General features: G+C 21.3%; 15 protein-coding genes and 1 tRNA gene. 1 reads left to right on the top strand and 15 read right to left on the bottom strand.

What is annotated here, in order from left to right; translation table 11 throughout:
• From OC710_RS00310 to OC710_RS00280, 7 genes are all read right to left on the bottom strand, one after another.
• Positions 1 to 1,553: CTP synthase (locus OC710_RS00310; protein WP_304514959.1), on the bottom strand; the 1,553-nt coding region annotated here is incomplete at its 3' end.
• 63 nt (positions 1,554 to 1,616) lie between these two features.
• The gene (locus OC710_RS00305; protein ID WP_004995120.1) at positions 1,617 to 2,486 is read right to left on the bottom strand and encodes a phosphatidylserine decarboxylase; all 870 of its coding nucleotides are present in this window, start codon (positions 2,484 to 2,486) and stop codon (positions 1,617 to 1,619) included.
• A complete protein-coding gene (locus tag OC710_RS00300) occupies positions 2,483 to 3,187 on the bottom strand; it encodes a CDP-alcohol phosphatidyltransferase family protein (RefSeq protein WP_004995122.1) in 705 nt (234 codons plus the stop codon). Before OC710_RS00300 ends, OC710_RS00305 begins: the two co-directional genes overlap by 4 nt.
• A gap of 287 nt (positions 3,188 to 3,474) precedes the next feature.
• Positions 3,475 to 4,008 (bottom strand): DNA-directed RNA polymerase subunit delta, encoded by a 534-nt coding sequence (gene rpoE / locus OC710_RS00295; protein ID WP_054598467.1) that lies wholly within the window; start codon positions 4,006 to 4,008, stop codon positions 3,475 to 3,477.
• Between the two features lie 166 nt (positions 4,009 to 4,174).
• Positions 4,175 to 4,447, bottom strand: coding sequence for a YbaB/EbfC family nucleoid-associated protein (locus tag OC710_RS00290; RefSeq protein ID WP_004995129.1), 273 nt, complete (start codon positions 4,445 to 4,447; stop codon positions 4,175 to 4,177).
• Between the two features lie 102 nt (positions 4,448 to 4,549).
• Entirely contained in the window at positions 4,550 to 6,391 is a 1,842-nt protein-coding gene (dnaX, locus tag OC710_RS00285; RefSeq protein WP_004995130.1) for a DNA polymerase III subunit gamma/tau, read from the bottom strand.
• Between the two features lie 159 nt (positions 6,392 to 6,550).
• Positions 6,551 to 7,921 (bottom strand): Wadjet anti-phage system protein JetA family protein, encoded by a 1,371-nt coding sequence (locus tag OC710_RS00280; protein ID WP_304514958.1) that lies wholly within the window; start codon positions 7,919 to 7,921, stop codon positions 6,551 to 6,553.
• 176 nt (positions 7,922 to 8,097) lie between these two features.
• On the opposite strand from OC710_RS00280, the gene OC710_RS00275 reads away from it, so the two are divergent.
• On the top strand, positions 8,098 to 8,715 hold the full coding sequence (locus OC710_RS00275; RefSeq protein WP_004995134.1) for a nitroreductase family protein: 618 nt from the start codon (positions 8,098 to 8,100) through the stop codon (positions 8,713 to 8,715).
• A gap of 958 nt (positions 8,716 to 9,673) precedes the next feature.
• Here OC710_RS00275 and OC710_RS00270 read toward each other — a convergent pair.
• The 8 genes from OC710_RS00270 to OC710_RS00235 form a co-directional block, all read right to left on the bottom strand.
• Positions 9,674 to 9,988, bottom strand: coding sequence for a hypothetical protein (locus OC710_RS00270; RefSeq protein ID WP_004995136.1), 315 nt, complete (start codon positions 9,986 to 9,988; stop codon positions 9,674 to 9,676).
• A 139-nt stretch (positions 9,989 to 10,127) separates the two neighbouring features.
• Complete coding sequence (locus OC710_RS00265; RefSeq protein ID WP_036690931.1) at positions 10,128 to 11,465, bottom strand: FAD-dependent oxidoreductase; 1,338 nt, start codon at positions 11,463 to 11,465, stop codon at positions 10,128 to 10,130.
• A 153-nt stretch (positions 11,466 to 11,618) separates the two neighbouring features.
• Complete coding sequence (locus tag OC710_RS00260) at positions 11,619 to 16,187, bottom strand: exonuclease domain-containing protein (protein WP_004995141.1); 4,569 nt, start codon at positions 16,185 to 16,187, stop codon at positions 11,619 to 11,621.
• Positions 16,188 to 16,313: 126 nt separating this feature from the next.
• Positions 16,314 to 16,401, bottom strand: a tRNA-Leu gene (locus OC710_RS00255).
• A 297-nt stretch (positions 16,402 to 16,698) separates the two neighbouring features.
• On the bottom strand, positions 16,699 to 17,232 hold the full coding sequence (locus OC710_RS00250) for an XRE family transcriptional regulator (protein ID WP_004995143.1): 534 nt from the start codon (positions 17,230 to 17,232) through the stop codon (positions 16,699 to 16,701).
• 43 nt (positions 17,233 to 17,275) lie between these two features.
• Positions 17,276 to 20,338: a hypothetical protein gene (locus tag OC710_RS00245; protein WP_004995144.1), complete on the bottom strand. Its 3,063-nt coding sequence runs from the start codon at positions 20,336 to 20,338 to the stop codon at positions 17,276 to 17,278.
• Positions 20,339 to 20,632: 294 nt separating this feature from the next.
• Complete coding sequence (locus tag OC710_RS00240) at positions 20,633 to 21,802, bottom strand: hypothetical protein (RefSeq protein ID WP_004995147.1); 1,170 nt, start codon at positions 21,800 to 21,802, stop codon at positions 20,633 to 20,635.
• A gap of 212 nt (positions 21,803 to 22,014) precedes the next feature.
• On the bottom strand, positions 22,015 to 23,446 hold a 1,432-nt coding region (locus tag OC710_RS00235; RefSeq protein ID WP_304514957.1), incomplete at its 5' end, for a hypothetical protein.

The following is a 23,446-nucleotide window of genomic DNA, read 5'->3' as shown; positions in this document are numbered from 1 at the left end:
TTAAATGGGCGAGATAAAAATTCTGGATGAAATTGAACTCCTATAAACCAAATATGATCAACCAATTCTATTATTTCTACAATTGATTCTTGCAAATTTAAACCAGAAATTATAAAATTTTTATCTCGCGTAAACATGGCAATATATTCAGAGTTCATTTCATAACGTTGACGATATCTTTCAGAAATTACGGATTTTTGATAAATCGCATAACTTTTGCTCGACGTTATAATTTTAGTCTTTTTTAAACCTAATCTTAAAGTCCCCCCCATATCAGTATCAGTAATTTTGCACTTAATTACCGGATAAGGAGTGTTTTCATCTATCTCCATCGAATTTGCCCCAAATAAATTTAAAACATTATTAGCGTATTCCACCACAGCTAATTGCATACCTAAACAAATTCCAAAAAAAGGAATATTTTTACAACGAGCATAGCGAATAGCTTGTAATTTACCCTCAATAGCTCGACCACCAAAGCCACCAGGAACCAAAATACCATCACAATCACATAAAAAGTTGTGTACATTATCACTATTAATATCTTCAGAATAAATAAATTGAATGTCAATGCCTACTTTATTAAAATAAGCTGCATGTTTAAGAGCTTCTACTACAGATAAATAAGCATCGTGAAATGCAGTATATTTACCGACTATACCAATCTTAACAACTTTTTTTAAAATTTTCATTTGTTGAATCATTTGTTGCCATTCTGATAAATTGGCTACTGGTAAATATTCTAAATTAAAAAATTTCAAAATGAAATTATCAATTTGTTGAGCATACAAATTAAGAACAATAGTTTCCACGATCGAAACATTAACATTAGAAAAAATAGCCTCCTTTTTAACATCACATAAAATCGAAATTTTTTCTTTTATTTCGGCCGAAATATCGCTTTCACTTCTTAAAATTAAAATTTGAGGTTGAATACCTAAAGATCTCAACTCCTTCACACTATGTTGTGTGGGTTTAGTTTTAGGTTCTCCTGAAAATTTTAAAAAAGGTATTAAAGTATTATGTATATATAAAACATTTTCAAAACCCAAATCTTGTCGCACTTGACGAATTGCTTCTATAAAAGGTAATGACTCTATATCGCCGATAGTCCCGCCTATTTCCACAATTAAAATATCATATTCCCCAGAATAAACATTTTTTAATATGCGAGATTTAATTTCATCTGTAATATGAGGAATAACTTGAATCGTTTTTCCTAAATAATTTCCTTGACGTTCTTGTTGAATAACGTATTGATAAATTTGACCTGTCGTAATACTAGAATCTTTAGTAAGATTAATATCTAAATATCTTTCATAATGACCCAAATCTAAATCAGTTTCAGCTCCATCATTGGTCACAAAAACTTCGCCATGTTGTTGCGGACTCATAGTTCCTGAATCTACATTAATATATGGATCAAGTTTTTGCATAAAAATTTTTAAATTTCGTTGTTTTAATAAATATCCCAGAGAAGATGCTAACAAACCTTTTCCTAATCCAGAAACTACTCCACCTGTAATAAAAATAATTTTAGTTTTTTTTTTCATTGATAAAACAATTATCCATTCATTATATTTTTTTTAATTCCAATCATCTTTGCGATTAATTTATTATTTCAATTTAAAACCTATAGTTTCACCTATATTAACTTTAGTTTCTATTCCGATTAGAGAATTATTTAAAATTAACTGATTAAACTTAATTTTATTAGGTTCAATTACTAACACAATAACAGAACCTCCAAACGAAAAAAAACCTTTTTCCTGCCCTTTTTTAAAACTAATAATTGAATGATTATTAATTTTTCCTACTAATAAAGCTCCAACTTCTATCTGTATGATTTCCCCAAAATTTAAAGTTTTTAAAATAGTATATTCGCGACTATTTTCAGAAAAAACATTAAAATATTTAAAAGCAATAGGATTAACAGTATGTAATCGACCTTGAATTTTAACATTATTTTTAGATTGAACACCTTCATCCGCAAAAATATATCGATGATAATCAAAAACTTGTAATCTTAACATTACTAAAAAACCATTCAGATATTTTGAAGCTAAATAATCATTTTTTAAAAGATCGCGCAAATGATAAGGAGTGTTCTTAATATTAAAGATACTATTTGCATTAATATTAAAAATACACATTTGACCTTCCCCGGGACTAATAAAAGCAGAAACAGAATTATCAAAATTAATCTTCTTGTAAGTTCGCACAAAAAAATCATTATAAGATTTAAATGAACTCGGGTGAAATAAACTAGTATCAATATGATTTTTAACAATAATTTTTTTAACATGAAAACGTGAAAAAATAGATTTTAAATAAAAACTAATTATTTTACTAAAAATACGAGAAATAAAGATTCTCAATAAAAAACGTTTCCACCATTTTTTTTGTATATCCTGATATAAAGATTTTTGTAACCAGCTACTTGTTACATTATTATGCAAATTGTTTGATTTAAAATGTTTATTCACAATTTACTCATATGAAAAAAAATATTTTTGTTTATTAATAAAAAAATAAACATAATAATAAATAATAAACATAAAATCAATAATACTCCTAAAATGTCAGGTTTATTAAATTCCAGTTTATCATTAATAAATAAAAAAGATAATAACACCAAACAAAATACATATATACCAAAAAAAATTTTATTCCAATTTAATATTTGCAAAGGATTAAAATAAAATAATAAAACTAATAAAGGGAAAATAATAGATGCAATAGTTACAGGAACACCAATAAATTTGTTAATATTTGCTTTTTTTTTAGAACTTTCGCTTAAAACATTAAAATAAGCTAAACGAATTAAAGATGCTAAAAGATATAAAAAACTAATTAATATAAATAAAACATCATAATAATTTTTAAAATCTAAATCTTTATAAAAAATTTTTTTATAAAAAGATATACCTATAAAAATTGGTAATATACCAAAACTAATTAAATCAGATAAAGAATCTATTTGAATACCATATCTTTTTTCCTTAAGAGAACGAACTTTTTTACAACGACTAACAATTCCATCTAAAACATCTAAAATGCCAGATAATAATAACAAAACACAAGCCAAAATAATTTTGTTTTGAACAGCGCATATAATACCCATAAATCCACTTAACAAATTTAAATAAGTTAAATAAACAGTATAATTATACATTCCTAAAAACATAATTTATTACTACAACCTTCACATTATATAGAATTTAAAAAAGTATTTAATAAAATAATTTAATTAATATAATCTTTTCTAATAAAATAAAAAAATTAATAATTTTTGATATAACTATACTAATTTCACCGATAGCATTTAATTATGGATAAATTATTTGCGTTTTGATATCATAATTTGACTTTCTGATATATAACCATTTATCATTTTCCTTTTAAATAATCGTTATTATTTTTTTCAGTATTTATCAGCATTAATGATTGATAATTGATAAAATAACAAGATATTTATTCCTCATTTGGCGCCCAATCATATTCGTTAATATCTTCATTTTTATCTTCTTCTGCATTAACAGAATCACTTTCCTCTCTTAAAACCGCTTCATCATCTCCCAAAACAACATCATCTATATCTTCTAAAATTTCTCGATCAGCTGTCTCATCTGTATGACTAAAATCCGAATCATTTTCTAACCTAAAATCATCATCTAAATTATTAGAATATTTTAAATCTAATAATTCATTGTCAATATCAGATTTTTCTTCATCCGCATAATATTCTTTATCCCATAAATCTAAATTATCAGTTTTAATACCCCACAAATCTTCGCCATGAAATACAAATAATCCGCTAATTACAATATCTAAATAAAGTTGTAAAAAACAATCTTGTCGTAAATTTTCTATTTTTTTTATATCCAAAACCTGTTCTATTAATTGATAAACAGGCATAGGTTTTGGGTTTTTTTGCAAAATATCCAAAGCGATTTCTAACATAGAATATTCTTTAAAAGCATTTTGATTATTACTTTGATTTATCATAATATTTTAAATAACCTTCTTATTTTATTCATTTTTTAACAATCAGAACTATTAATTTATATATTCCAAATAATCACTTAAAGTTAATAATATTTATAATTTCAGTTAAAAATAAATTTGAAAGATTAAAAATATAATTAATTAAAGACATATAATTTAAAAATTATTAAAACTCTAAATATTCCGAAGCTCTCGTAATAACATCGCGAGAAGCTTTATCTACTTGTTGCAAAACATTATTAAAAGATAATAAAATACTTTCTTGTAATAGGTCTAAATTTTTAAGAATTTGAGAATTTTGAATACGTACATCAATTACTTGTTTGGTCCCTTGCATAACAATCATAACGTCACCGACACAAGCAGTAAACTCTCTAGATTCTAATTTTTTTTGTTCATATTTAATAGATTCTTGAATTCTTTTTAATTTTTCGAACATATTACATTCCGTTCCTTATTCTAAATTATTATTTTAATCTGTCAATCAATATTATATTATAACTATAATAAGAATGAATATTTAGAAAATTTTATAATTTAATTATTTTAATCTAACTTTATCGGCACCAAAATATTTAATAGCTAACTGAAAAAATTGATTTTCTTCTGAAAAATCATTAGAATTATTCAAGCATAAAACTTCGAAATTATTAGAGTTATCCATCGTTGGTTTAACTAAAAAATTATTTTTAGAAGCGAATGTAGCATATTTTAAATAAAAATTAATATCTAATTTAGACAATTCTAAATCACACATATGACGAGTTTTTTGATATCTTTCATAAATAGGTAATAATTTTTGTTCCCAATCTTGATGCAAAATTACAAAATACTCTTTCATTAATTTATTTTTTTTATTTAAAATAATTTTTATTTTATTTTTGATATGCGGCTTAAGTAACTGTTGATATTCTTCTACACTTGAACAAGAAATTAACCATTCTTTATTAATATTAATTAAACATAGTTTACTTTTATATAAACAAATTGCAGCCATTTCCAAATTTTTATCCGAAATTTTCATTAATCGGCACCAATTTTTTTTAATTTTTTGAGTTATTTGATTATCAGGTGTTATTAAAATTTGTTTTAATCCATATAAAAAACTATCTAATGTCTTACTAATCATTGAACAAGAAGAACTGGACTTCATACAAGCACATTCAAAAACATCAGAAGTAGGTAGACTAATATTATTTACGCAAGAAGTAGCTAAAATCTTTTTTGTTGATAATAATTCCATAGTATTTGGAAATCTTTTTGCAGTAATATTTTCATTATAAATAATTTCCTGATCTTCTAAAGCATTATTTCCTTTATACAAACTTAAAAATTGTTTTAATTGGATGCATTTAATAATAAAATATTTTTTTTTATGAATAGTATTTTTAATAGTATTTTTCCAATTAAATAAAAAAATAAAAAATTTATCTTTTTCATTAATGCTTAAATTCTTAAATATTATTTGAAAATTATTATCAGTATCTTTCCATTCTTGAATAAACAAAGTTAAAAAAAACCCTATTAAATCTTCCATAAATAAAAAAATATCTACATGTGGTTGTAAAAGATTGTCTAAAAAATCAATCATCGTAACAACATTACCATATAATATGTAATCGATTAATTTCTTCATTTGAAATTTAGAAACTAATCCTAAAATTTTAGAGACTTCTTCGACACTAATATGACTATTATAATAGTAAGTACTAACTTGTTCTAATCTATTCAAAGCATCTCTCATACTACCTTTTGAAGAAATAGCAATTTGATATAAAGCATCTATATCAATATCAATATGTTCTTGAATAGATATAACTTCCAATTGTTTCCTAATTGCTTCAACTGTAATATGTTTTAATCCGAAATGTTGAGCACGAGAAATAATAGTTTTAGGAATTTTATCAAATTCACTAGTAATTAAAATAAAAATAATTTTAACAGGAGGATCTTCTAATAGCTTTAGCAAAGCGTTGAAAGCATTATAAGATAATACATGTACTTCATCAATGATATAAATTTTATATTTTCCCAAAATTGGTTTATATTTTGAAGTATCTTGTAATTCTCGAATTTCATCTACACCATTATAAGAAGCACCATCTATTTCGATCAAATCTAAATTATTTTTTTGATTAATACTCATACAAGATTTACATAAATTACAACAATCTAAACCAGAATTATCTAAACAATTAATAGTTTTAGCCAAATTTTTAGCTAAAGTTGTTTTTCCTACACCTTTATCGCCACTAAACAAATAACAATGATTTATCCTACAATATTTAATAGCATTTTTTAAAGTTTGAACAATAATATCTTGACCAATAATATTTTGAAAATTTTGAGGTCTATATTTACGATATAAAGATAAATAAGTCATAACTTAATAACACCTTTTTGAATATATAATTATTTTTTTAAATTTTACTTAATTATTGAATTAAATAACCATGAATATTTATAAATTTAATATCAAATAATAGCAATATTAGTTAATATAATTAAAAAATTAATTAATAAATATCTATAATAAGCAAGATTATTTTCTAATTATTAAAAAATTAGAAAAAGTAATATTATTGACTATGATTCTCTGATTAACAGATTTAATAGAATAAAAATTAATTAATTTTAAAGAATATAATCGAATTAAAATTAACCTAGATAAATCTTGAGGCTTTTCTAAACTAATATTCGAAGCTAAATAACAATTTTTATTAAATTTTAAATTTTGAACAAATTTAAGAATATTTTTTTTCGTATAAAAATGATCTTTATTTAACAAAGATTTTTTTTTACTTTCTAAAAAATTTTTCGTTTTTTCTGAAATTAAATTTAATTTATTAATAACCAAACTTTGTTTATGACGACGAGGTTTATAAAAAGAAAATTGATCTAAATTATGAATATAACTAAAATTAAATAAATAATCATATTCGAAAACATAATCATTGATTAATTTAATACCACCAATTAATGTATGTATTAAATGATCTTTTTTATTATCAAAAAATAAAATTCTTTGACAAATGATTTGTAAATATTGTTCGTTTTTGATATCAATAATCTCTATTAATCTATCAGCAATTTTTAAATTTAATTTCATTTGTTCAATTTGTTCTTTTATTAATGTAATATTTTCTTCTAAACTTTTTCGATTAATAACGCATAATTGTTCACTTAAAGTTTTTATATATATATGATAATCTTCTAATTTGTTTAAAAATAAATTAATATATCTGCGATATTTGAAAAAATTATCTGATGTTTTTAACCAATAATAAGAAGAATCGAAAAAATTTTTTTTATAATTTATTAATAATTGAGACAATAAATATTGTGTATTAATATAATTTTTAGAATTTAACAAATGATAATAAAAACGATAAATATTAGATTTTAAAATTTTTAATTTCCATAGAATATTTTGTGTTTTAATCAAAGCTTCATAAAAATTAGCATAATTTTTTTCAATCAACAAAGATTTTAATAAAGCATAAATACTATAGATATTACCGATTGACTCTGGTTTAACTTGATTAATAGTTTTTTTAAAAAAATGAATCATTTCTAAACTATAATCAAAAAAACTTAAACAATCGGTATTATAACCAATTTTTTCTTCACCAATCCATCCATATTTTTTCAATAAATAAATAATTTTAGAAGCTTTCTGTTTCGCATTAATTATAGCTTGAGAATCCATATCTTCATCCAAAAAAATATTATTTTTATCGCTAAAATAATTTTCTAATACAGAAATAGCTAAATTTTTTTCAATATATCCATCAAATTCGTTATTAGCTAAATCAGCCAAAATAAAAAGACAATCTAAATAAATTTCTTTATGAGAAGAAGATAATAAATTAAAAAAATTTAATGGCAAAATATCAAACAATTTTTGAGACATCTTTTATAATCCAAAAACCTTTCTAATTTATTTATTGCATTTTATTAATTAAAATAAAATATTAATTTAAAATTTTTATTATCAATTATTAAAATTTGTTAAAATACATTGTCTTAAATGATATAAAATATAAAAAAATATTAAAAAAATTAAAATTTAAATAAAGGATTAATAAAATGAAAATTAAAACTATTAGATCTTTTGATCCTAATTACCAAATTTCTAAAGAAATTTGGAAAAAAATTTTTAACGAAATTCGCTTTACACCTTCCTCTTTTGATTTGCAACCATGGCATTTTTTTATTATTAGTACAAGCGAAAATAAAAAAAAATTACAAAAATATATGATAGGTAATCTTCAACAAACTCAAAATAGTTCTGCTATCGTATTATTGTGCGGGAATATACAAAAAGTCGAAAAATCCCAATATATTTATGAAAATAAATTAAAAAATAAAATTATTTCATCAGAGCAAAAAGAAATTATTTTAAAACAAATTAAAAAACATTATCATAATATGAATAAGCAAAAATTAAAAAATGAAATTTTTTTTGAATGCGGTTTAATCGCATGTAACCTCGTTATGACTTTACAAAACTCTAGTTATAATACCTGTTTTATGGGAGGTTGCCATTTTAATAAATTAAACGAATTATTCAATATAGACAAAAAATATATACCTATTATTTTAATAGCTGTAGGTCGAAAAAATCATAATGATAAAATAACTCCAAATATTAATAACTCATCACCATTTAAACTAGATATAAATGATTTTGTTAATTTTTTATAATTGTTTAAAAATTAATATATTTATCATTACAAAATATATTAATTAAAAAATAAATCATTTTATTAAATTTTTAATGAATTATCCAAAGCATTCAAAAATACAAAATATATAAATAAATTTTCTATTTTTTAAAAAAATTATTTTAAAAATTATAAACAATAAATTTATTTAATAAAATTTATAAAAATCAAAAAATTAATTATTTAAAAATATTTCAATTCTTTAACATTATTCAAAAAATAAACAAAATCATTTATTAAAAAATAATATAAAACAATTCGTTATATATTTTAAATACCAAAACATTTTAAAATAATTAAATAATTTTTAAATCAAAAAAATCATTAAATTAATTTTTTAAATAAAAATATTTTACTTATTTAAGGAATATCTACAAAAAATAATTATATAAAACAAGCATAAAAAATTTAAAATTTATTAGAAAGCACAAAAATATAAACAAATTGGTGGAGATGAGGGGATTCGAACCCCTGTACAAAATTAATTAGTTTTATTTGTTGTACATAATTATTTTGTTTTATATTCTAAAAACAAACAAAAAAATATTTAATAAATTTAAAATTTAAAAATACAAATCAAACATCCAAGTAAATCAATAATTTACCTAGATATTATCAAAATTAATTAATAAAAAACAAAATAAAATTATATAAATATAATTATATTTAAGCTGTTGCGTGAACCAAACCAGATTCTGTTAAATCATTAACAAAAAAACCGGATTTATAGTCATGTTGACTATTTTTATTTTCTTTATTGCCGTTTATTAAAAACCTCGAACGTTTTTACTTGCGTAACCAAGTTATGACAAATAAAACCTTTTAATTTTGGCGAAACCAATAAACATCCCCGTCTATATTTTAATTTAAAAAAAAATATAATCAATAAATAAATATTGATTATTTTTTTAATTTATATATTAATTAAAATCAAAATATCAAGATTTAGGTAATAAAGAAGTTAAAAAATCATTATTCAAATTATGTAAAAAAGTAACAGATGAATTAATAAATTTTAACCAATAATGTAATAATTTATCATATTTTGTAATAACAAAATCTGTTTGCTTCAAAATTGTATTTTTAAGTTCATCATTTTTTTTATAAACATCAACTATTCTTGAAGCAAAATCAATTTTATTTTGGTAAATAGATTCATTTTCTAAAGCTTTTTTATATAAAAGAGTACCACATAAAGCTACAAAAATATTAAAAGCTATAAAAAAAAGCATATTAAATAATTTGAAAAACATAATATAAAACCCCTCTAACAAGTCGTTTCCGATAAAATTATAAGAAAATAAAATATGATTTTAACTATTTTATTCAAACCAAAGAAGAACTAATTTAAAAAAGTTTTTTATAAAATTAAATATCATAAGAAAATTTAAATTATTTTAAACATCTTAAAGTCGCTAATTGAAATAAACTAAAAGGTTTATTATAATGAGGATTAAAATAAGAATCAATAGAAAATAAATTATCTACAGTCATTTGTTTTTGAATACATAAACTCAAAGTATTAATCTGTTCTAACAAATTAGATTTAGATAAAATCTGGCCACCTAAAATTTTTTTAGTATTTTTTTCAAATACAATTTTAAAAATAACTCCATTATAATCTGGCATAAATTCAGGTTTATCGGCATCTTTAATAACTTCAACATCATAATTCAATTTTAATTGTGAAGCTACATATTCCGTAATTCCCGTAGAAGCAATATTAAGTTCATATATTTTAATAGCACTAGTGCCTTGAACTCCAGAAAACGCTATTCTATTATGTTTAATATTTAAACCTACAATAGTTCCTGTTTTAACAGCATTTGTAGCCAAAGGAATATATTTATAATCCATTAAAGGATTATATAATACATTAATGCAATCACCGCAAGCGTAAACATCAGGATGGGAGGTTTGTAAAAAATCATTTACAATAAAAGCGCCGTTAGGTGATGTTTTTAAATAACCATTAGCAATACTTGAATTAGGAAGAAAACTAATACATAAAATAACCATTTCTGTAGCAAAAATATCTTTATTAGTTTTAACATGAGTAACTAATCCATCTTTAGTAATAAATTGAGAAACTTTTTGTCCTAAAGCTAAATCAACATGGTGATTTGCAAATTGTTGTTGAGCAGGTTTAGTAAATTCAACATCTAAATATTTAGACATAATCCTATCTTCGGCATCAATTAAAACAACTTTTTTGTTTTGCAAAGAAAAAGCTTCAGCTAACTCAACACCAATATAACCAGCACCTACAATGGTAATATTATTAACATTTTTAGCATATTTAATAATTTCATTCGCATGATCAAAATTTTTGCATAAAAATAAGTTTTTAGAATCAATTCCTTCCAATTTCGGAATTACCGGCCAAGAACCTGTAGATAAAATTAATTTGTCAAAATAATCGAAAAATTCTTCATTAGTTTGTAAATTTTTAACCAAAATTTTTTTTTGATCAAAATCAATCCGCAATACTTCATGTTCTAACCGCATATTTATCCCTAATGTAGACAATTCCTGAGCATTAGAATAAAATAAACCTTTTTTATCTTGAACAACTCCACCAATATATAAAGCTATACCACAGGATAAAAACGAAACATTATTATTTCTTTCATAAACGGTAATATCAATATTATCATATGGATAAGTTTTTCGAATAGTCTTAACAGCTGCAGTGCCTGAATGAGTACAACCAACCACTATAACTTTCATCTTTTTATTCATAAGATCACCTTTTTATCTATTAAAATTCTGTTTATAATTTGCCGTTAATTTAATTTTTATAAGTAATCAATTATAAAAGATATACAATTAAATTATAACATATATAAAACAATTAATTGATAGTTTAAAAATTACAAAATATCATTCTAGAGGTAATTGTTGAATTAAATTTAAATCATGAAATTTTTTTAAAATAGTTTTATTTAATTTAACTCGTTTTTCAAAATCTTGTTGTGTAAATAATTTTTCACCACGTGCTTTAACAATATTATTAGCCCCTACTTGGCCTAAACCATCAATAGTAATAAAAGGCATAATTAAAGAATTAGATGATACTTCCATAACAAAAAGATTAGCTTCGGATTTATTTAAATCAATAGGTAAAAAATTATAACCTCTATCTTTCATTTCTTTAGCAATCTTTAAAGTATGAAGTTTTTCTTTTTGAACAGATGTCATTTCTTTTTCATTAGATTTTTTTAATATTTGTGCTATTTTATCAGTTGTTAACATCATATTTTCATAATCAAATTGAGAAACTCTAGTAGAAAAATAACCTTTATAAAAAAGTAAAGGAGCATGAACTTTAAACCAAGCTATTCGTAAAGCCATTAAAACATAAGCAGCAGCATGTGGTTTCGGAAAAAGATACTGAATTTTTTGTAAAGATTCAATATACCAATCATTTACATTATGCTCGCGCATTATTTTAGATAAAGCTGACCATTTTTGTCTATCATTATTTTGTTTTCCTTTGCGAACCAATTCCATAATCTCAAAAGAAATCAATTTTTTCAACCCTTTAGAAATTAAATAATTTAAAATATCATCGCGACAAGTAATCAAATCAAAAATACTTTTATTATCTTCCAACTGATCTTGAGCATTACCTGACCAAACACCAGTACCATGAGATAAACCTGATACTTTTACTAAAGTAGAAAAATTAAATTTTTTTTCTTTTAGATAAATTTCCTTTAACATATTACGAACAAAAGGTGTACCAAATTCAGGAATTGCTTGAGAAGTTTTGCATTCTTCTTTATTAGCAAAAATTTCATCTTCTTTATTAGCAAAAATTTCATAAACAAGATTATCATCAACAGGAATATCTTGAAATCTACTAAAAGGAAATTCAGAAGGATTTTTAAGAACATCATCCATCAAAAACTTAATCAAAGTAGGATCATCATGTCCCAAAATATCTAACTTAAATAAATTTTTTTCTAAAGCGTGATAATCAAAATGAGTGGTTTTCCATTCCGAAGAAACATCATTAGCCGGAAACTGTATAGGAGTAACATCATATATAGATAATCCACTAGGAATAATAACAATTCCGCCAGGATGTTGACCTGTAGAACGTTTAACTCCTTCGATCATAATCACTCTACGATCTCTTTCATTATCGCGAATTATAATTTGTTTTTCTTCCATAAAAGATTTAATATAACCATAAGCATTTTGTTTAGCAACTGTTTGAATAGTTCCAGCCCGAAAAACACAATTTTCTCCCAACAACTCTCTAAGATAATTATGAATTTGATTTTGATAGTCTCCAGAAAAATTTAAATCGATATCTGGTTTTTTATTACCATCAAAGCCTAAAAAAGTTTCAAAAGGAATATCCTGGCCATCTTTCACAAAAGGTTGATTACAAAAAGGACAACTCTCTTTTGGCAAATCATAACCAGAAAATATAGTTTTAAACTTTTTTTGATATTGTTGTATATCTATAACAAAAGGCCAGGATTGTAAATAATTTTGATATTCAGATGTTAGCGTTTTGGTTATACTCGTTTTCATAATAGTATATTTACAAACAACACAACGATAATGCGGAGGTAGTGGATTAATTTCGGTAATACCCAAAATATTAGCTATTAAAGAGGCTCCAACTGAACCACGAGAACCTACTGGATAACCATCTTCAGTAGATTTTTTAACTAATAAATATGATAAATAATAAATCGCTACAATATTATTATTTTCCAAATTATCTTTAGGCGCAATCACAGATAATTCTTGTTCAATCCTATATTTAATGATAGGATGTAATAATTTTCCATACAAATTCAAAATTTTTTCATTAACAATATTAAGAATTTCTGACCTAATGCTAGAAATTTTTAGATTTTTAACAAACATATCGTCAGGAATATTAAAAAGTTGATCAGAAAAAAATTTAAATTTTTCGATTTGTTGATTCAATAAATGAGTATTATTTATAACCAAATCTTTTTTCAATTTTTCATCAGAAATAAAATTAAAAGAATCTAACATTTCTTGAGTAGTTAAAAAATAATTATCAGGTAAAAATTTTGAAGGATATTTCGAAAGACGATGTAAACCTCCACCAATTAATTTCGCATTAATATAAACTTCACGTAAAATTTTTTCGTAAGGATATAAATAATGAACATCTCCTGTTGCAATAATAATTTTATTTTGTCTTTGAGCTTCTTTAATGATTTTAATAATAGTATCTTTTATTATACTTAATCCATAAGAATTATCTATATCAAAATCCGAATCACCATTTAAATCATAAATAATATGACGATAAGCCTGAGGAGGTTGAACTTCGATATAATCATAATAAGAAATAGCTTTAGCTAAATCATAATTATTTTTATATAAAGCAATATTGAAAACATTACTATCAAAACAACCGCTACCAATTAATAAACCTTCTCTGTATTTTTCAAAATTAGATTTTAATAAACGAGGTTTTTTTATAAAATCCCTTGTTAAGGCATCACTTATTAAATGAAATAAATTATTATAACCTTTTTTGTTTTTAACTATAATATTAACATGATAAGGTCTCTCAAATTTAATATCTAAAGAACCTTGTAAATCATAAAAATTAAATATTTTTTGCGCTTCTAATTGCTCTAACATTTCTAAAAAAATAAGAGCAGTAGCGCGGGCATCGAATAAAGCGTTATGGTATTGACCTTCTGAATCAAGTTTAATTTTAAAAGATTTAACAATTTTTTCTAAAGAAAAATATTTCAAAATCTTATTGAAATATTTTTGAGCTAAAGTTAAAGTGTCAATAACTGGTAATAAAGGCCAATATAAGCCAATATTTTTAAATGTTTCTTGTAAAAATTCAATATCAAAACTGGCATTATGAGCTACTAAAACACAATTAGGACAATCCCTAATAAAATCTAAAAATTTTGACAAAATTTCTTTAATATGAGGTTTGTTTAATAAAATTTCGTCAGAAATATTAGTCAATCTCTGAATCAAATTACTGATTTTTATATCTTTACCTGGATTAATTAATTCATCAAAATATTCTATAATTTTACCATTTTGAATTTTAACGGCAGCTATAGAAATAATCCGATCCCTAGTTTTAGAAAAACCAGTAGTTTCAATATCTAAAACCACATAATTATGATTTTTCAAAACAAAATCCGAAAATTTATTTAAATTAATTTCTTGATTAGTAATAAAAATTGGTTTTTCTTCGATAAAATCTAATTCAACTCCTAAGATAACTTTAATATTTTTATTGTAAATATATTTATAAATTTCTGGAAAAGCATATAAACCATCATGATCTGTAAAAGTAATAGCTTCATGACCCCATTTTTCTGCTAATTCTATATAATCTTTAGCACTAGTAATAGCATCCAAATTGGACATTTTAGTATGTATATGAAATTCAATTCGCTTTTTGCCAATATAATTATCTGTTTTTTTAAAAAAAATAGATGATTTATCTAAAATCTTATAATCTTTTAAATTAAAATAAAAACTTTTTACTTTATCTTTAATCGGTTTAGATGGTTTAATTTCAATAACAGCTGATATTAAAATTCCTTCACGCAAAACATTAATTAAATCATCACGTTCTCTTTTAGCCTTTTTTATATCTTTAGATAAAAATTTTTTAACTAAAATAGAATCTTGACAACTAATAGGGTCTACCAAATAAAAACTAATCCAAAATGTTCCATACTTATCATGATCGATTACAAATTGAATATAACCTTGAATAATAATTTGTGGAAATTTTTTATAAAATAAAAACATTTCATCATAAACAATGGGGATATCTTGAAAATTAAATAAAGGAATATTTTTATTATTTTTTGATAAGTTATTGGAAAAATATTTATATTGATGAACCGTTTTTTCGGAAATAACATCTTTATCAAACTGTAAAAATTCAAAATCAAAATTATAAAATTTTATAAATAATTTTTGTAATTGATGCATTTTTAATTTTAATTCTGAAATGTCAAATATTTCTTCTATTTTATTCTCTCTTTTAAATAAACACTTTTTGGTATTTAAATCCAAAATAGGAGTATTTTGAAAAAAAAATATTAATTTTTTATCTATATCTATGCCCGAGTTTGTAATAATTTTATCTAACATATATTGATAATGTTTTTTCCAAATATAATCATCCTTTAACAGATTCCAATCTAGAATACGAAAATGTACATTAATTAAAGGTTGTAATTGTACAAAATTTTCTAAATCTTCACTTAATAGTTTTAAAAAAAAATTTTGAAATTCTTTTTCAAAACATTCAAAATGTGTAGTTTCTTCAGGATATTCTTCTATTTGGAAAAAACAATCCCAACTATTCATTTGTTTATCATCAACCACAACTTCTATTAATGGAAAATTTCTAATATTTTTATTTTTAATAAATTTTATAAATTTTGAATAAAGCTTCATTATCAATCTCAACTTAATTTATTAATTATCATTTTAATTACCCTAAAGTTCCATATATAAAACAAAAAAAACATGAATAGTTATTCCATGTAACTTTAAAAAATAAAATAATTTTTTTGGATGGTATGGTACTGATGATCGGACTCGAACCGATATAAGTTATTCACTTGTTTGATTTTGAGTCAAATGCGTCTACCAATTCCGCCACATCAGCATTAATAATAAATCAATTATAATAAATTATTAATAATACTCACTAACTATAATAAGATTATATCACAACGTCTCTTGAAAAACTATCTGTAATTTTTTCTATCTTAAAAAAAATTAATTAAAAAATCTTCTTATTCAATAGCTTTTAATTTTTAATAAACTTATTAAAATCAAAAAAATGCATTCAAAATTAAAATTAATATTTCTTCACAATTAATTGTTAAATAAATCTATATAATATCAATATTTATTTCAATTAAAAATTAAATAATAATTTTCATATAATTATAAATATTTTTTAAAAAATAATTATTTTTAAAATTTTAGCATTTTTATTATTTTGATTATTTAAAAAATAATATTCTTTATTGGCTCCTAAATAAAAAGTATCCTCTTGTTTCAATAAATAATGTAATTTATCTAAAATTAAAAAAATCTCACCCTCTAAAATAAAAAAAAACTCATGATAAACGGATTTAAATTGTAACTCAGTTTGACCTTGAGGTTTAATTTCGATAATAATTGGTTCTATTTTGAATTTATCTAAATTTTTAAAAATATGATAAATTTTATTTTTTAAATTAGGGTTATTTTGAATATGGAAATCTGTTTTCTTATTGATAACCATTATAGATTCTTCTTGTCGAAAAAAATCTACTGTTGAAATTTTAAAAATTTTTAAAATCAAAAATAAAGTATTTAAAGATGGTAAAATTAAATTATTTTCAATTTGCGAAATATAACCTGTGGTCATATTAATTTTTTGAGCTAATTCTCTTTGAGTTAATTGTTTTTGCAATCTTAAATTTCGAATTTTATCACCTATATGCATATTAGTTTCATTTCCTTATATATCTACAATGAATTAATTAAAATTATATACCAAATATTTTAATTAATTTTTTATATAATCTCATAAATTTAATTAACATTTTTTGTTTTAAAATAATCAAATTTTTCTTATAATCTGTCTTTAAAACTTGTTTATTTTTATAAAATTTATACCACCACAATATTTTTAAAAAAATTAAACGAATTTTTTGAAAAAACAATATTTTTTGTATTTGAATTTTTTGATAAATTTTAATTCTATTAATCTGATTCAATAATTGATTATTACTTTCAATAATTTCTTTATTTTGGCACCAATGATTAAATAAAATTTTATTACGCTCACTTTGTTGTTGTGTTTTCAAAAGATTACTATGATAATTTTGATCTTTTAAATGTTTTTGGTAAAGATCTAATTGATTTTTACATTCATAATTAATTTTTTTATTTTTATCATCATATTTTTTTTTAATTTTATTTTTTTGAATAATGAAATCTTTATCTATGTCAGCTAAAGAATCTTTTAAGTTATCTTGAATTAAATCTATTTGCCATTTCATTTCTTTTAATTTAGATTTATTTTGTTTTTCATATAAGTTAATTTCATTACGAATCTGTTTTTCTTGTTTTTGGTATTTTATTGTTATATCTTTTAAACTATCATCACGTATTACTTGAGTAATATCAAAAAATACCTTTGAAATACGATCAATAATATATTCGCCTTCTTGTAATAAAAAATAATCTTCATCTGATTGAATTTTTTTTATATGAGAAATTTCTGCATTAATAACATCATACTCTCGAACAAAAAAACTTCTAGGTAATTCTAAATGATTATAATAAGATAACCATTTATTTTTAATTTTATTTAAATAAAATGAATATAAAATGCGATAACCAAATTTAGTATTAGAAAAACTATTAAGTTTACAGGTAAGCTGAAAAATTTGATATTGTAATAAATTATTAGTTTGAAGAAAACAATTTTGTTGTTTTTTTAATTGGCTAGTTATGTGTTTTTGTAATTGTTGTTGTTTATTTTGTTGATACTCTAAATATTTCATTTTTTTTTTAAAAAAATTTCCAATTGTTTCATAAATTTTCATTTTTTTTTCAAAAAAAACTAAAAAATTTGTATTTTTATCAAGGTTTTTTAATTTCATCTTATGCATTAATACACTAATAAAAGAAATGTTTTGATTATAAAAATTTAAAATTACTTGATTTAAATTAATTTTTTGTTTTATTCTATTAATTTTTAAATTTAATAAATTAATTTTTAAAATATAAAGATATTTAAAATGTTCATCTATAATTTTGTTTACAAAAATTTTATTTAATTGATAAATAAATTGTAAATTAATTACAGTAAAATCATTATTAATTTTTTCAAAATAAAAACTTTTAAAAATATTAAGTTGTTCTTTAATTTTTTGCAAAACTTTTAAGTGCGTTTGATTTTGTTTATTTAAATAATTATTAAATAATGTAATATTGATTAAATTTTTTTGTTTAATAAAATTATTTTTAGCAATAATATCCCGAATTTTAATTTTAGGTATTTCGATTTTATACAAATAATTTTGTTTTTTTTGTTCATAAATAATATTTTTTAAATTTATTTCATATGCTTTATGATAATGCAAATTATAAAGTTGTTCTTTTAATTTTTGTATTTCTTGAAAATTTTTAAAAATTTCATGATCATATTTCATTTTTAAAGGGATTTTTTTCATTTGTAATTGCATTTTTAATAAACATTTGCGTTCTTGATTTTGTTTTTGTAATTCTAATATATCTTTTTGATATTGTATATCATTTAATTTTTCAATTAAAATAAATTTTTTTTGTAAATTTTCATAAGATAATCTTTGTTTATTTTTTTCATCTATAATTTCTTCTTGTATTAATCCATATTTTTTTTTTATCTTAAGTAACGTCAATTCCATTTCCAAGTTATCAATTTTTTGCAAATAATTGTTATGAATTAATTTTTGTTCTTTATTTTTAATCAAATTAAGATTATCAATTTTGAAGTTATTTATTTTATTAAAAATTTGTCTGTTATATTCGACAACATTTAACTTACAATTATAAATAAATTTAAATTTCATATATTGGAAACGCCAATCATATAAACGCATCAAATACATTTTTTGATATATAAAAAAATCTCGCATCAGATTTTTCATAATAGAATAACTATTGGAAAACATTGGAGTAATAAAAAAAAATCCTCTTACATATTCTTCCCAAATTTTTTGTCTTTTTTGTAAAATTATTTCGTATTTTTTATTAAATTCTGATTTAAATTGATCAAAAATTTTATTATGCATTTCTATTTTTTTTTGCAATAAATTAAAATAATTTTTAATTTCTTCTGAAAAATAATTATTTTTTTGAAAATTTTCTTCTTGCAAATGTTGAATTTGATTTTGATAAAAATTTTTCATATTTTCGATAGAATAATTTAAAATATCTTTTAATTGTTTAATTTTTTGATTTAAAATAATAATTTTTTGATGAAAAAAGTCATAAATATCCGAAATATTTTTATGATATTTTTGATTAAATTGAGAATATTTTTCTATAAACAAATTATTTTGTTCAATTTGCTGTTGTTGTAATTCATTTTCCAATAAATTTAACTTTTGAAATGCCATCTTATATTTATCATTGAGTTTATCTTTGTTAATATTATATTCAGTAATGATGTTACATTTTTGCAAAATACTTTGTTGTTTTCTTTTTTTAAATTCTTGATTCAAAGAAATTTCTTTATTATTAGTAATTATTCTAGAATTTTCTAATTTTTTACTTAATTGTTGTTTTAAATTATCTACATTATAATGATAATCTATATTTAACTGTGGGATATTAGAAGCAAATTGAGGAGTTAAATTAGTATGAGGAACAGCGCTATAAATAGGTAAAAAAATTAAAAAATCTTTCATATAATTATCATTAAATAAATTGATTTGTTGAATTTCATGACATAAAATAATTATATTATTAATTAAACATTTAACCATAGGATCATAATTAGGTTCTAATGAATTATTTAAACTATTAAAATTATTATTTTTAAATTTTTTTATATGCATTATAACCAAACAGCCCCTTAAAGAGATATTATCACTTGAACTTATTATATATTTGATTTTAAATTTTAACAATATAATTCCATAATATAAATAAAATAATAAATGCTTTTGTTAAAAAAATTTAAAAATAATATTTATTGATTAATCATTATTTTTAAATATTATATCAATATTTCTAATTAATAAAAAAAGTAAAATTTAAATTAATTTACAAATTTAATATAAAATTAAAATTTAAATTAATTAAAAATTAATTACTTTTTTTAATCTAATTAAATAATAAAAAATATTTTTTTAATAAAAATTTGTTTTTGATGAAATCGTTTTTAATTCGCCATCAGCTTTATAAATATATTGTTTATCCACAACATTATTTTGTTTATCCAAAACTTTTTCATCCATAAGTAATAAATCATCTTTATTTTGTGATTTTTGATAATGTTTATAAGAATTATTAATTTTATCTTCACAACGTTTATCTACAATTATTCCATTTTTATAGACATCAGAACACCAAACTTGTTTTTGTACATCATATGTATCAATTCTAAACACTTTATTATTACCATCTTTATAAACAATTTTAGTTACTTTATTAGCTAACAAATCAGTTTCTTTTTTGATAGTTTTAGTAAGAACACCATTATTAAATAACCTTATAATAGTAGCTTGTTTATTATCAGATAATTCAAAATATTCAACAATAGATTCAATTATGCCATTTTTAGTAGAATAACCAATTTTTTTTCTCAAAAATGGTATATCCGAACCATCAATAATATTATAGCTTTCTTTAGAAATAAGTTTGCCTGAATCATTATAAATATTTACATTTTTATTAATAACTTTTTTTGATTTATTATCGTAAATATATTCAATAATAGATGAAATATTATTTAAATTTTTATATTTAGTAACTTTCATCAAAAGATCAATAGGTTGTTGTTGATGCAAACTATAATCAACATTATATTCCTCTATTTGAATAATTTGCTCTAAATGGTTATAAATTTTTTTAACTTTATTAATAACTTTTGATTTATCATAAATATATTCAATATTATATAATTTAACACCATCAATATTGTTGTATTTAGTAACCTTTTTTATAAAATTTTTTTTATTATATTCCTCGAACATAATAGGGAAATGATCATACGAATGTTCATATATTTTCAAACCTACTAATTCACCATTATTAAAAATTTTTTTTCGTAAAGCATTTCTAAAACTGTCAAATAATTCTTGATCAATCGAAAATGATGATTTTTCGGAAATAAATTTTTTTAAATCATCATTATATTTATTATTAGAAGAAAGTTTATTGTCAGAAAATAATTTAATTTCATTAGATTGTTGTTGTTTTTGATAATTAGCATAAATGGCAAATAACATTCCACCAATCAACAACAAATTAAATATGGATACAATAATTCTATAATTAAAAATTTTTTTAATATTCATATAAAATATTTTTATATTCCTTAACTAAATGGACTTATTATAAAACAAAAAAATAAATAATCGAGATAAAATTTTTTAAAATTTATCTCGATTAATTTTACCAAATAAAAAACAATAACTCTACAATAATTAAATGAACATTTAAAATAATAAGTTTACAAAATAATAATTATCTATTTATTATTATTTTTTCATATTATTTTATTATTAAATTAAACTAAAATTAAACTACTATAAAGTTGATTATAAATTTGACTAATTTGATTGTTACTAAATCCGAATTTCATTAATTTTAAAGAAAAACTCAAATCTTTTCTAATATCTTCTGCTAACATGGATAAAATATTATGATCTGATAAATAAGATTCAATAATCATTTTTCTTTGTTCGGGAGTAAAAAATTTATCTGGCTCTTCATCAAAAAACACAACAAAATCATGCTCATTAAGCTCCATTAATTTATACCATTCAATTTTTTCACCTTTTAAAACTGCTCGGATATATTCATGAAAAAATCGATTTTTAAATTCAAAATAAAAAGCTAGTTGTTCCCAAGTAAATCCAAATTTTTTCAATAACTGGAAACTATTAGGATTTTGTCTAATATATTCTTTTAAAAGCATTCTAATATTATAATCAGCTAAATAAGAGTTAATAATCAATTTTTTTTGTTTAGAAGTTAAAAATTTATCAGAATCTTCAGTAAAAAATACCGTTAAATCTTTAATATTTAAATCTTTTGGATTTATATATAAAATTTTTTTCCCTTTTAAAACCTTATTAATATATATTGCAAAATTTTTATTTTCAAATTCAAAATAAAAAGATAATTCTTCCCAAGTAAATCCAAATTTTATCAATTGTGAAAAAAGATCATGATTCTCTTTGATACATTCTTTTAAATCTGATCGAATATCATAATTTTTCAAATAAGATTTAATAATTCTATTTCTTTGTTCTTTAGTAAAAAATTTATCCGGTTCTGCTTTGAAAAATACCATTAAATCCCGACTATGAATAGTACCTAATTCACGCCATACAATATTTTGACCGTTTAAAATCTTTTGAATATATTTATGAAAATTTGGATTTATAAATTCAAAATAAAAAGCTAGTTGTTCCCAAGTAAATCCAAATTTGATTAATTGTGAAAAACGAATAGGGGTATTATTGATATAATCTTTTAAAAGCATTCTGATATTATGATCAGCTAAATAAGATGTAATAATTGCGTTTCTTTGTTCAGCATTAAAAAATTTATCCGGTTCTTCTTGAAAAAATGAAAATAAATCTTCAGAATTTAAATTATTCCAAGTAACTGGTTGACATTGCAAAACCTTTTCAATATATTGATAAAAGTGTGGATCATTAAAATATCTTCGACGAAAAGCCGAAAGTTTATTATTTGTTCCAATATCCTCTATTTTTTCTTGTTGAGGTACTGAAGAGTCTTCTATATTATCAATTGAATCAAATTCTTGTTCTGAAACATCATTAGATTGAACATTTTCTTGTTCATCCGCATTAAAATTATCATTTTCTTGAAAATTTTGAGCATTTATTTCGTGATTTTCTTGTGAAAATGGTTCTTCTATAATCGGTTGATCTTGAAATTGCTCGTCACTTAATACAAAAGCATCATCT

The sequence above is a fragment of the 'Vigna radiata' phytoplasma genome (assembly GCF_030586915.1).
Lineage (GTDB): Bacteria > Bacillota_I > Bacilli_A > Acholeplasmatales > Acholeplasmataceae > Phytoplasma > Phytoplasma australasiaticum.
This window is presented reverse-complemented; position numbering and strand designations above follow the sequence as displayed.